Origin of the sequence: uncultured Roseobacter sp. (genome assembly GCF_947501835.1) — a bacterium.
Lineage (GTDB): Bacteria > Pseudomonadota > Alphaproteobacteria > Rhodobacterales > Rhodobacteraceae > Roseobacter.
Window position 1 is genome coordinate 365268 of the sequence record NZ_CANMXR010000001.1, and the last position, 12868, is coordinate 378135.

The following is a 12868-nucleotide window of genomic DNA, read 5'->3' on the forward strand; positions in this document are numbered from 1 at the left end:
GCGCGGGCGAATGACGTCCAATGACAATCGCGCAGATCAGGTGATCACTTTGTCGCGGTCTGCTTGCGCCGGGACTGCCAATCCGCCAGTGCCGGGTTGCCATCAGGCCGGACCGACAAGGCGGACAGGCGCGCGTCGTGGCCGGTGTCGGCCAGTCCGGGCGTGGTCGGTTTCAGGCTGTTGAGCGCGGTGATGTTCTCCACCACACGCGGCGCCAGGGACATCGTCTGCGCGATGGACCGCTGGAATTGCTGGTTTTTGATCTGGTGACGCGCGCCAAAGTAAAAGGACACGACCACCCCCAGCAGCCACCAGAGCGGCTCCGGCACCAGGGCGATCCCCTGCATGCGCGCCGCAAACCAGATCGGGTCCACCATCGCTGCCACGAAAAGCCCAAGCGTACCCAGGGCCAGCGCCGGGCGTGGCAGACGATTGACGCCATCCATCAGCCTGTCAAACCATCCCTGTTTCGACGCGTCGAATTCACCGGCAAACTGTTGCATCGCCTCCAGACGCAGCTCCTGCGACCGGGCGGCGCCCTCTTCGGTGTTCTCGCGAAACACTTCGGCGGTGTCCGTTATCATGTTGCGCCCGTTGCCGAAAAGAACGTTGAGTATCCCTGTGATCAGACCCATGCCGCGACCCTCTGTTGAAATTGTTGCTCTGTCAGATGGTAGCGGGAGGAAATGAACTCCTCGGCCCTCTTGATCCATCCACCTTTACCGCCTTTGCGGGTTCGCGCGTATTTCCGGCTCGCCGCACGGCGATCCGCAATGCGAAAGTAATAGTTGCGCCGCGCGATACCGTAGGCATCCGCCAGATGCTCCGGCGCTTCGACATAGGCCGCCTGCGTTGCGGCAATGCTTTGCGGCCCCAACGCCCCGTCGACCACGATGTCATGCCCCATGTCGCGCAAAAGCCTCTGCAGGATCTTGATCGCGTTGCTGCCGGCGTTCACGTACATGTCGAAAACGGTCGCATGCAGCGCTGGCGGCAACAGCGCGATCAGCGGCTTTTCGAAATAATGCTTTTCAAAGACTTCGATGGCCTGCTCTTTGCTGAGCGCGCGGACATCGGCGACTGTAATCACCCCGTCGCGATCCAGATCAATGCCCAATGTGCGCATCGTGTGAATGGTCACCCCGAAGTTTGTGGCCCCGCCCGGATCATCCGGGTCGTTCACAAAACCGCCTTCTCGCGCCACGATCTCTGACGCGATCTCTCTGACCGTCTGCATGCATATCCCCTTTGCTCGCCTATCGCGGCGGCAAAGATGGGATCAAAATGGTTAATTCATCTTAAGAGCAGCGTACGGTGTCAGCCTTCGGGCTCCTTGTAGACACCCTGCTCTTTCAGTGCGTCCACAACCTCTTTGGGCATGTAGGTTTCATCGTGTTTCGCAAGAATTTCAGAAGCTTCAAAGACACCGTTAATGTAACGGCCAGTCCCGACCATGCCCTGGTTTTCTTCAAAGAGATCGGGCAGTACGCCAGTGTATGTCACGGGCACAACCGCGCCGCCATCTGTCACACTGAACTGGATGGTCTTGCCCTGCCCGCGCACGATAGAGCCTTCCTCCACCAGTCCGCCAATGCGAAACACCTCAGACGGACCGGGGGGTTCTGCGATGATCTGACTGGGTGCGCGAAAGAAATTGATCCCGTCGCGCATCGCATAGCCAATCAGCGCCGTCGACAACACCAGTGCCACTGCCGCAACGGCAATGACCTGGATACGGCGCTGTTTCTTTAGGCTTTTCATCAGCTCCTCACGGGAAAAGCGGAGCCATCATCAGGCCCTCTGTCTCCTCAATATCTAACATCAGATTGGCGTTTTGCAACGCCTGCCCGCTCGAACCTTTTGTGAGATTATCCAACGCGCCGACGATGATTGTCCGCCCCGGTATGCGGTCACTGGCAACGCCGATGTGACAGAAATTCGACCCCCGCACATGGCGCGTACTTGGCGTTTCGCCAAAGGGCAGCACCTCGATGAAGGGCTCTGCGGCGTATGTCGCGGACAAAACCTCATGCACCCGCGCCGGGTCGCCTTTCACATATCCGGTCGCCAGAATGCCACGATTGGCCGGGATCAGATGCGGTGTGAATTGTACCTGAATGGGCCGCTCCGCCAACAGGCTGAATTCCTGATCAAATTCACCAAGGTGCCGGTGTTTCCCGCCCACTGCGTAAGCGTGATACCCTTCGGAAAGCTCCGCGTGCAGCAGGTTTTCCTTCAGGCTGCGCCCCGCCCCGGATACAGCGCATTTCAGATCCAGGATGATGTCATCAAGATCGATCACAGCCGGGTTGATCAGGGGCCGCAGCATGAATTGCCCGGTGGCCGCATTGCACCCGGTGCCCGCAACAAGACGCGCGCCCTTGATCTCGTCCCGATAGAATTCGGTGAGGCCATAGACCGCCTCTTTCTGCTGGGCCAAGGCCGTGTGATCATTCCCGTACCAGGTTTTATAGGCGTCCGGGTCACGCAACCGGAAATCCGCGCTGAGATCTATGATCCTGAGATCCGCAGGCAGATTGGCGATCACCTGCTGGCTGGTCTTATGCGGCAGCGCGCAAAAACACAGATCGATGTTTGCAAAGTCGATCTCTTCAATTTGCAAAAGCCTGGGCAAGGACAAATGCCGCAGATGCGGAAACACCTGCGCGATGGTCTGCCCGGCCTTTGAAAAAGCGCCCAGGGCTGTGATTTTCATCTGCGGATGATCGGCAATCAGCCGGATCAGTTCGGCCCCGGTATAGCCAGAGGCGCCGAGAATAGCGATGGAATAGGTCATGTGAAGTCCGTCTCGAAAGTGTTGATATGCGTCAGGCAGATTGGAATGTAATCTGTCGTCGCAAGAACTGTGTCGCACGGTCGCTCACACGCCGGGGGTCGCCCGTGGTCAGAAAGTCGGACGCGCCGGTGCCAAGCATATTGGGGTGGCGCAGGAGATAATCCGCAAGGCTTTCCGCAACCAGCGAGGCCTGGCTGAACACCCGGACATCACGCCCAAGCGCATCCTGAAATTCCTGCTGCATCAACGGGTAATGCGTGCACCCAAGAATGGCGGCGTCGGGATCAGGCATCTTGCGTTTCAAGGCATCCACATGGCTGCGCACCAGGGCTTCGGCCAGGATCATGTCGCCGTCTTCGATGGCATCCACCACGCCGCCGCAGGCCTGGGCCTCGACATCCACACCGATGGCGCGAAAGGCCAGCTCCCGTTGAAACGCACGGCTCGCCACGGTGGCCGGGGTCGCAAAAAGCGCCACATGCTTGACGTCCACTTCGCGCGGCGGTGAATTGTCGCCCCACTGCCGCTCCGTCATAGCTTCGATCAGCGGCACGAATACGCCCAACACCCGCTTGTCCTGCGGCACCCAGGATTCCTGCATGCGCCGCAAGGCCGCCGCCGAGGCGGTGTTGCAGGCCAGAATGACCAGATTGCATCCCGCATCAAACAACCGGGTCACAGCAGCACAGGTCAAGGCGTAGATGTCATCAGAGGTGCGCACCCCATAGGGCGCGTTGGCACTGTCCGCGAGGTAGACAAAGGGCACATCCGGCAGGCGCTTTTCCACCGCATCAAGGACGGTCAACCCGCCCAAACCACTATCAAAAATCCCAACTGCCATTGTCTCTGGTGCCCTTGTGGCACCTGGTCAGACCCGATGCCGCTCTTCGAATTCATACCCCAGATCAAACCGCTTCTCGGGGTCCGTGGATAGCTCATACGTTGCTTTTCGCAGGAAATCCATCATCGCTTTGCCATCCTTTGCAAGCGGCTCCAGAACGTCGCGACCGATGGGCTGGCCAATCGCGACTTTCACAGGCGTATCCACCCGTTTTCGAAACTCCTTGATCAGCAACCCCATGCGCAAGGTCGAATGCATGTGGCTGGCGATCTGGAACAGCCTGCTGGTGTGGCCGTCGAAATAGAGCGGCACCACCGTGGCACCCGATTTGGCGATCATCCGCGCGGTGAAACTACGCCAGCCCGGATCCATTGGCCGCGAAAAGGGCCGGGCCGCTGTGCTCACTGTGCCCCCCGGGAAAATACCAATGGCGCCGCTATTGCTCAGATAATCCAGCGCCGTCTTGCGCGTGGCAATGTTCAGCGCCATCGCCTCCTTGGTGGTGTCAAAACTGATGGGCAGGATGATCCGGTTGAGGTCTTCGGCCTTGCGAAACACCGAATTGGCCAGAATGCGAAAATCACCCCGCGTTCGCGCCAGAATATGGCCCATCATCAGACCATCCAGAATGCCGTATGGGTGATTTGCGATCATGATCAGCGGGCCGTCCCGCGGGATCAGATCCAGCGACCCCGACACCGTCTCCAGCGTCAGACCGTAGCGCTCGACCATGACATCGAAGAAATCTCGCCCCGCGGCCACTTCGTCTTCATACCCGCGCGCGCGCTTGATCAGCCGCAACCGGCCCGTGCTGTTTTCCATCACACGGATCAGCGCCCGCCCGCCCTTGGTTTCGGCGGAAAAGGAATAGCTGATATCTCGCGCAGAACGGGGGCGCGTCATTCCCATCGGTGTCTCCATCACTCGCTGCGCAACCATACGTGTGGCGATGAAGTATGCCTAGCCAATATTACAAAGTTGTGACGTGTCACTCCGCCGCTTGTGCCGCCTCAGTGCCGCCGGCACGGATCACTCCAAGCAGTTCTTCACGTCTTTTTGCCGCTTGTGCTTCGTTTTGCTGTTTCACCGGGCCGAACCCTTTGATCTGCATGGGCAGCGCCGCAAGTGCCGCAATCGCCGGGCGCGTGGCATCGTTCAGCAGCGGCAGCACTTCCCCCATATCCCGCTCATATTGCTTGATCAGCGCACGTTCCATCCGGCGTTCCTGCGTATATCCGAACGGATCAAGCGGTGTGCCGCGCAGCCGTTTGAATTTCGCGAGCAGCCGCAAAGGTTTTTCGAGCCAGGGACCAAAGGTGCGCTTCATTGGGCGACCGTCGGGGCCAATCTTCGACAGCATGGGCGGTGCGAGGTTGAAGCTCATCTTGAAGTCGCCCTCGAACTCGGCTGACGCCTTGTCGCGTGTTGAGAGCAGCAATCTCGCAACCTCATATTCATCTTTATAAGACAATAGCTTATGATACCCTGTTAAAGCCGTCTCCTTGACCTCCCGATCCTCGATCTTGTCGATGAAGCGTTGGTATCGTTTCGCCAGCCTGCTGCTTTGGTATTGCTTCAGATGGTCCGCGCGAAAGACGATTTTTTCTCTTAGCGTCTTCGGCAGATTGATGACTTTGGGCTGCAACAGCGCCTGCGCCTCCTGAGGGAAAAGGACCGCCCAACGGCCAATTTCAAAAGCCCGCTGGTTTTGCGGGACGGCGGCGCCATTCAACGCGATCGCCTCCAAAATCGCCTCTTGGGACAGGGGCACCAAGCCCCGCTGCCAGGCCGCGCCAAAGATCATCATGTTGGAAAAGATGGAATCGCCCAACGTCGCCTTGGCCAGATCGGACGCGTCAAAGAGGTCGACGCGATCCTTGAGCCGTGCCTCCAAGGCCAGCGACAACCGCTCGCTTGGCAGCTGGAATTCAGTGTCTCTGGTAAAGTCACCTGTGATGATCTCATGACTATTGACCACGGCGCCCGTGCGTCCGGCGCGTGTCAGCCCAAGCGTTTTTGCCCCGGCAGAGACAACCAGATCACCGCCGATCAGCGCGTCAGCCTCGCCAGTCGCCACCCGTATAGCACTGATATCGCTTGGCTTTTCAGCAAGGCGACAATGGATATGCACCGCACCGCCCTTTTGCGCCAACCCCGCCATTTCCATCATGCCCGCACCCTTGCCGTCGATATGGGCGGCCTGCGCCATCACCGCGCCGATGGTCACAACGCCGGTGCCGCCGACGCCCGTGATGACCACGTTGAATGTGCCGTCGATGGCCGGCAACTCGGGCGCTGGCAAATCAGGGATCTCCAGCTTGGTTGTGGGGTCTTTGCGGACCTGGGCCCCTTCGAGCGTTACAAAAGAGGGGCAGAACCCTTTGACGCAGCTAAAATCCTTGTTGCACGAGGATTGATCAATCGCGCGCTTGCGGCCCAGTTCGGTTTCCTTTGGCACGATGGACACGCAGTTGGATTGCACCCCGCAATCCCCACAGCCCTCACAGACATCAGTATTGATGAAAACCCGCTTGTCAGGGTCCGGGAACAGCCCCCGCTTGCGACGGCGGCGTTTTTCGGCAGCACATGTCTGAATATAGACAATCGCAGAGACGCCGGGGGTCTTTGCAAACTTCTCCTGCACAGTTTGCAAAGACCCCCGCTCGTGGGTTTCCACGCCTGTAAACGCCGCCAGATCGACATCTTCCTTTTCGTCATAGACCACAGCGATATGCGCAACGCCCATCGCCTGCAGCTCTTTGACGATGCGCGGGGCGTCGAGGTCGCCCTCATTGTGCTGTCCGCCGGTCATTGCGACCGCGTCATTGTAGAGGATCTTGTAGGTGATATTGGTCTTGGCATTCAGCGCCGCGCGGATGGCCTGCACGCCGGAATGGTTATACGTACCATCGCCAAGGTTCTGAAACACGTGGTCACGCGTCGAAAACGGGGCTTCGCCAATCCAATTCGCACCCTCGCCGCCCATATGGGTGAACCCGGTGGTTTCCCGGTCCATCCACTGCACCATGTAGTGACAGCCAATGCCCGCATAGGCGCGTGACCCCTCTGGCAGTTTCGTCGACGAGTTATGCGGACAGCCCGAACAGAAATAGGGCAGCCGTGCCGCGATATCCTCGGCATTGTCATTGCGGCGTGCATCCGCCAGCACATTAAGGCCTGCGCGTAACCTCTCGGTATCACGCCCTTCTTCGATCAGAATAGCGCCAAGCTTTTCGGCGATCATGATCGGGTCCAGCGCACCGCGGGTGGGAAAGAGTTCCTCCCCATGCATCGATCCCGCGCCGCCGCCTTTGTGCCAGCCAAAGACGCGCCGCCCGCGCCGGTCGTCAAAAATCGCTTCCTTGATCTGCACTTCGATCAGCTTGCGTTTTTCCTCCACGACGACAATCAGATCGAGCCCTTCGGCCCAGTCGTGGAAGCCCTTCATATCAAGCGGGAAGGTCTGGCCGACTTTATAGGTGGTGATGCCCAGCCGCTCAGCCTCATCTGCATCGATATTCAGCAAGGTCAGCGCGTGCTCCAGATCAAGCCAGTTCTTACCCGCCGCGACAAAACCGATCTTGGCCCCCGGTTTGCCCCAGACGCGCTTATCCATCTTGTTGGCGTGGCTGAAAGCTTCGGCGGCAAAGCGTTTGTAATCGATCATCCGCGCTTCCTGCTCGTGCGGTGTGTCGATCAGCCGGATGTTCAACCCGCCCTCGGGCAGATCAAAGTCGGGGATCACAAAAGGAGCGCGCGCGGGATGGGCATCAACGACTGAGGTCACCTCGATGGTGTCTTTCATCGTCTTCAACCCGACCCACAGCCCGGAAAACCGGCTGAGTGCAAAGCCGTAGAGCCCGTAATCCAGGATTTCCTGCACACCCGCAGGGCTGACAACCGGCATATAGGCATCGACCATCGCCCATTCGGACTGGTGCAAAACGGTCGAGCTTTCACCGGTGTGATCATCGCCCATGGCCATCAGGACACCGCCGTTTTTGGCGCTGCCCGCCATGTTGGCGTGGCGCATCACATCGCCGGACCGATCCACCCCAGGCCCCTTGCCGTACCACAGGCCAAAAACACCATCGTATTTGCCCTCACCGCGCAATTCCGCCTGCTGGCTGCCCCAGAGCGCGGTTGCGGCGAGATCCTCGTTGAGGCCGGCCTGAAAGGTCACATCATGCTCAGTCAGCGGTTTCAAAGCCCGCTGCATCTGCATATCGACCGCCCCGAGCGGCGATCCGCGGTATCCGGTCACCAGACCCGCAGTATTCAGCCCATCGGCCTTGTCCTTGGCCTTTTGCATCATCATGAGGCGCACAAGCGCCTGGGTGCCATTCAACAAAACCGGGCTCTTGGTCAGATCATATCGGTCGTTGAGTGTAATTTTCTGAGTGCTCATCGGACGCCTCCCCAGCGCTAAACCAGTGTTGCACATATTTGCTACCATAATAGGTCACAAAAGCTGACCTGTATAGCCAATTTTTCGCGATTAACCGCTTTTGCGCTGCCCGCCACTGTATTTCGAAGGCGGATACCGCTAACAGGAAGCGTAACGATAAAACGGGTAGTGGTATGGACTGGGATAAGCTGAGAATTTTTCACGCCGTGGCGGACGCGGGGTCGCTGACCCATGCGGGCGATAAACTGAACCTGTCCCAATCTGCGGTCAGCAGGCAGGTGCGGGGCCTTGAGGAATCGCTCAATACAACCCTCTTTCACCGGCATGCGCGCGGGCTGATTCTGACCGAACAGGGTGAATTACTCTTTGATGCCACCAGTGCGATGACAAAACGGCTGGACACCGCGTCTGCCCGCATCCGCGACAGCGAAGAGGAAGTCTTTGGCGAATTGCGGGTCACGACCACCACCGGATTTGGCACGCTATGGCTGTCGCCGCGCCTGCCAAAGCTCTACGAGCAATACCCGGATCTGAAGATTGATCTGATGCTCGAAGAACGCGTGCTTGACCTGCCCATGCGGGAAGCGGACGTGGCCATCCGCATGAAAGAACCCAGCCAGGCCGACCTGATCCGCAAGAAACTGATGATGATCCGCATGTGCCTCTATGCCACGCCCGATTATCTGGCAGAGCATGGCACGCCGGTGGAGATTGAAGACATCATGGATCACCGTCTGATCTGTCAGAACACGGACAGCGACCAGGTTGGCGCCGGGCTGAACCTTGTGCAGCATCTCATGACCTATGAAATCCGCTCCACGCTGACGGTCAATAATTACTACGGTGTCCTGCAGGGGGTGCTCAACAATCTGGGAATCGGTGTGCTGCCCGATTACGTGACCGAAGACTTCCCGGACCTTGTGCAGGTCCTGCCGGATCTTGAGTCTGCAGATGTGCCGGTTTTTCTGGCATATCCGGAAGAATTGCGGCATTCGCAGCGGGTTTCTGCCTTCAAGGACTTTGTCCAGGAAGAGATCATAAGTTATCGCAAACAGTTGAGAGACAAGCAAAAGTTCTGATAACGCCGCCAGCTATGCAAATGATGCATATCTGGCATGACGTGCCTCATACTGAATCAGCCTTGATCGTGTGCACGCTGCCACCTATTTCATCTCTTGAAGGAGCGGATGCCCTGCATCTGCCTTCATACCTCCCTGTTGGACTTGGCCGAGCTTCGTGCTCGGCCTTTTTTTTTCAACCGGTACGGCGCCCAAAGCTGCCGGTTCGGATGAGATCGGGCGCCTGCGCCATGCAAAGCGGGCTTTGCTCTTTTCCCCACCTGCCCCTTCCTCTAAAGAACCCCCAGGATTTGCCACGGGGGGCCTACGCGCAATGACCGAACCTGCCATCACACTGGACCTGATCGCAAGCCACGGGCTGAGCCCGGAGGAATACGAGCGTATTCTGGAAATCGTGGGCCGCACGCCGAGCTTCACCGAGCTTGGGATATTCTCCGCGATGTGGAACGAGCACTGTTCTTATAAGTCCTCCAAGAAGTGGCTGCGCACCCTGCCCACCACCGGCCCGCAGGTGATCTGCGGTCCCGGCGAAAACGCCGGCGTGGTTGACATCGGCGACGGGCAGGCCGTGGTCTTCAAGATGGAGAGCCACAACCACCCCTCCTACATCGAACCCTATCAGGGGGCGGCCACCGGCGTGGGGGGCATCCTGCGCGATGTTTTCACCATGGGCGCGCGGCCGATTGCGGCGATGAATTCGCTGAGTTTCGGGGAAGCGTCCCACCCCAAAACCCGGCAATTGGTGAATGGGGTGGTTGAGGGCATCGGTGGCTACGGCAATTGCTTTGGCGTGCCCACCGTGGGCGGCGAGGTGCGGTTCGATCCCGCCTATAACGGCAACTGCCTGGTGAATGCTTTTGCCGCTGGTCTGGCCGATGCGGATAAGATTTTCTATTCGGCAGCGTCCGGCGTTGGCATGCCGGTGGTCTATCTGGGCGCCAAAACAGGACGCGACGGCGTTGGTGGCGCGACCATGGCCTCCGCCGAATTTGACGATACCATTGAGGAAAAACGGCCCACCGTGCAAGTGGGCGACCCCTTCACCGAAAAACGCCTGATGGAGGCGACGCTGGAGCTGATGCAGACCGGCGCGGTGATTTCCATTCAGGATATGGGGGCGGCAGGCCTGACCTGTTCCGCCGTGGAGATGGGTGACAAGGGCAATCTGGGCGTCCGGCTCGATCTGGAAAACGTGCCGGTGCGCGAAGAGAGGATGACCGCTTATGAGATGATGCTGTCAGAGAGTCAGGAACGCATGCTGATGGTGCTGCGCCCGGAGCTTGAGGCCGAAGCAAAAGCGGTCTTTGACAAATGGGACCTCGATTTCGCCATCGTCGGTGAAACCATCGCCGAGGATCGTTTCCTGATTGTGCACAATGGCGAGGTCAAAGCCGATCTGCCGTTGAAAACACTGGCTGGCACCGCGCCGGAATATGACCGCCCGTGGGAAGAAACCCCTGCCCCTGCCGCCTTTGACGAGGCCCTCACGGTCGATCCGATCGAAGGGCTCACAGCGCTGATCTCTAGCCCGAACTACGCGTCCAAGGAATGGGTTTACACGCAATATGACACGATGGTCATGGCTGACACGGTCCGCATTCCCGGGCTGGGTGCTGGCATCGTGCGGGTACATGGCACCGATAAGGCGCTGGCCTTCACCTCCGATGTGACCCCGCGTTACGTCAAGGCCAACCCGGTTGAAGGCGGCAAACAGGCCGTGGCCGAAGCCTACCGCAATCTAAGTGCCGTGGGGGCGACCCCACTGGCGACCACCGACAACATGAATTTCGGCAATCCGGAAAAGCCGCAGATCATGGGGCAATTCGTAGGTGCGATCAAAGGCATCGGCGCCGCCGTCGAGGCTTTGGACATGCCCATCGTGTCGGGGAATGTATCGCTCTATAATGAAACCGATGGCGCCGCGATCCTGCCGACACCGACCATCGGTGCCGTTGGATTGCTCCCTCACACCGACGACATCATCGGATGTGATGTGCACGAACATGATGTGGCGCTGGTGCTGGGCGAGACGGCGGGTCATCTGGGGCAATCCGCACTGCTGGCCGAAGTGTTTGGCCGGACGGAGGGCGATGCGCCCCCTGTCGATCTGGCACAGGAGGTCGCGCATGGCAACTTCATCCGGGCACACCGCGCGATGATCGGTGCCTGCACGGACCTTTCTGACGGCGGGCTGGCGCTGGCGGCCTTCGAGATGGCGGAAAATGCGGGCATGGGCGTGACGCTGGAAACAGATGACACCGGCACCCTCTTTGGTGAGGATCAGGGCCGCTACCTCATCGCCTGCAGTGCGGCGCAGGCAGAGACGCTGATGGAGGCCGCAGGCACCGCCGGGCTGAGCCTGACGCAGGTGGGCCGTTTTGGCGGGTATGACGTCTGCATGGGGGCCAGCCGGGTCTCAGTGACGGCGCTCTCCGTGACCTACCGCACCGCCTTTGCGCAATCGGTTGCCTGACCTTCAGACGCCGATCAGCCGCATCAGCCGGTCTTTCTCGCCCATATCCTCCGGGCGGGAAAGCGACAGCGCGAGATCTTCGAGCGAGGCAATGGAGTGACCCGCGCGGAAGCTGTCCACATGCGGCAACATCGCTCTGATCCCTTGGGCTTTCGGCGCAAACCCCTCCCAGCGCAGCAATGGATTGAGCCAGATCAGACGGCGTGAGGACAGGTGCAGACGTTCCATGTGACGCGCCAGCGCATCGGGGTCGTCCCGGTCCAGCCCATCGGTGATCAGCAAGACCACCGCTCCCTGCCCCATCACCCGGCGTGACCAGTCGCGATTGAAGCTTTCCAGACACTGACCGATGCGCGTGCCGCCTTCCCAATCCTGCGCCTCGGCCCCGGCGGCAGCAAGCGCCGCATCCACATCACGGTGTTTCAGATGACGCGTGATGTTGGTGAGACGGGTGCCAAAGGTGAAGGCGTGGACCTTGGCCCAGCCCGCGCCCTTTGCATTGGCGACGGCGTGCAGAAAGTGCAGCACCACGCGGCTGTATTGGCTCATGGAGCCGGAAATATCGCAAAGCACCACCAGGTTGGGCCAGCGCGGGCGCGGTTCCTGCAGCGCGATCTTGTGCATCTCTCCGCCCTGTCGCATCGCCGCACGCAAGGAACGTGCCGCATCGACACGTCGCCCCGTCAGGCTGGATTTTGCGCGCCGCGACCGGATCGGCGGCACCGGCAGGTTCAGCTTGGCCAGCATGCGCTTGGCGGCCGCCATTTCCGCGGTGCTCATCTGTTCGAAATCGAGAGAGCGCAGCCGCTCCTGCGAGGACATGGTGAGGCTGGCGTCGATCTCGACCTCGGTGGCGTCCTCGCTCTCTGGTTTGTCCTCATTGAAATCGGGGGCTTCTGCCCCGTCGAGCAAAGCCTCGGCCGCGCGTTTCTCGGCGGATTGTGCTTTTCGGTCTTCCTGCACGCCGCGCACCGCGGGGATCATGTAGGACATCATATGTTCGAGGTAGCGCGGGTCGCGCCAGTAGAGCCGGAAAATCTGAGCAAAGACCACGCGATGCTCCGGACGGTTCACGAAACAGGCATGCAGGGTCCAGTAAAAGTCGCGTTTTTCGGTGAAACCCGCGGCCTCGACCGCGCGAATGGCATCAATCACCCGGCCCGGACCAATGGGAAGGCCCGCGCGGCGCAGGGCGCGCGCGAAATGCGTGATGTTACCCGCCAGCTTTGGATCCTCCGGCAGATCGAGCGGCGCGTATTCAGGCATGGTG

Annotated in this window: 10 protein-coding genes; 2 read left to right on the forward strand and 8 right to left on the reverse strand. The window is 59.7% G+C overall.

Annotated features, from left to right (window positions below; translation table 11 throughout):
- Positions 1 to 44: 44 nt before the first annotated feature.
- From Q1A20_RS01795 to Q1A20_RS01825, 7 genes are all read right to left on the reverse strand, one after another.
- Positions 45 to 635 carry a holin family protein gene (locus tag Q1A20_RS01795; protein ID WP_299404233.1) on the reverse strand — a complete coding sequence of 197 codons (591 nt, stop codon included), beginning with the start codon at positions 633 to 635 and terminating at the stop codon, positions 45 to 47.
- Positions 626 to 1237: a holin-associated N-acetylmuramidase gene (locus Q1A20_RS01800; RefSeq protein ID WP_298969842.1), complete on the reverse strand. Its 612-nt coding sequence runs from the start codon at positions 1235 to 1237 to the stop codon at positions 626 to 628. Before Q1A20_RS01800 ends, Q1A20_RS01795 begins: the two co-directional genes overlap by 10 nt.
- An 80-nt stretch (positions 1238 to 1317) precedes the next feature.
- Positions 1318 to 1761, reverse strand: a complete 444-nt coding sequence (ccmE, locus tag Q1A20_RS01805) for a cytochrome c maturation protein CcmE (protein WP_298969843.1) — start codon at positions 1759 to 1761, stop codon at positions 1318 to 1320.
- Between the two features lie 7 nt (positions 1762 to 1768).
- The gene (gene argC, locus Q1A20_RS01810; protein WP_299915666.1) at positions 1769 to 2797 is read right to left on the reverse strand and encodes an N-acetyl-gamma-glutamyl-phosphate reductase; all 1029 of its coding nucleotides are present in this window, start codon (positions 2795 to 2797) and stop codon (positions 1769 to 1771) included.
- Between the two features lie 31 nt (positions 2798 to 2828).
- A complete protein-coding gene (murI, locus tag Q1A20_RS01815) occupies positions 2829 to 3638 on the reverse strand; it encodes a glutamate racemase (protein ID WP_299915668.1) in 810 nt (269 codons plus the stop codon).
- Between the two features lie 27 nt (positions 3639 to 3665).
- Complete coding sequence (locus Q1A20_RS01820; RefSeq protein WP_299915670.1) at positions 3666 to 4541, reverse strand: lysophospholipid acyltransferase family protein; 876 nt, start codon at positions 4539 to 4541, stop codon at positions 3666 to 3668.
- A gap of 85 nt (positions 4542 to 4626) precedes the next feature.
- The gene (locus Q1A20_RS01825; RefSeq protein WP_299915672.1) at positions 4627 to 8046 is read right to left on the reverse strand and encodes an indolepyruvate ferredoxin oxidoreductase family protein; all 3420 of its coding nucleotides are present in this window, start codon (positions 8044 to 8046) and stop codon (positions 4627 to 4629) included.
- Between the two features lie 173 nt (positions 8047 to 8219).
- Here Q1A20_RS01825 and Q1A20_RS01830 point away from each other — a divergent pair, with 173 nt between their 5' ends.
- Both Q1A20_RS01830 and purL read left to right on the forward strand, forming a co-directional pair.
- The gene (locus Q1A20_RS01830) at positions 8220 to 9125 is read left to right on the forward strand and encodes a LysR family transcriptional regulator (RefSeq protein WP_298969848.1); all 906 of its coding nucleotides are present in this window, start codon (positions 8220 to 8222) and stop codon (positions 9123 to 9125) included.
- 313 nt (positions 9126 to 9438) lie between these two features.
- Positions 9439 to 11598, forward strand: coding sequence for a phosphoribosylformylglycinamidine synthase subunit PurL (gene purL, locus Q1A20_RS01835; RefSeq protein ID WP_299404219.1), 2160 nt, complete (start codon positions 9439 to 9441; stop codon positions 11596 to 11598).
- Positions 11599 to 11601: 3 nt separating this feature from the next.
- On the opposite strand, the gene Q1A20_RS01840 is transcribed toward purL, so the two are convergent.
- Positions 11602 to 12864 carry a VWA domain-containing protein gene (locus tag Q1A20_RS01840; protein WP_299404217.1) on the reverse strand — a complete coding sequence of 421 codons (1263 nt, stop codon included), beginning with the start codon at positions 12862 to 12864 and terminating at the stop codon, positions 11602 to 11604.
- Positions 12865 to 12868 lie beyond the last annotated feature (4 nt).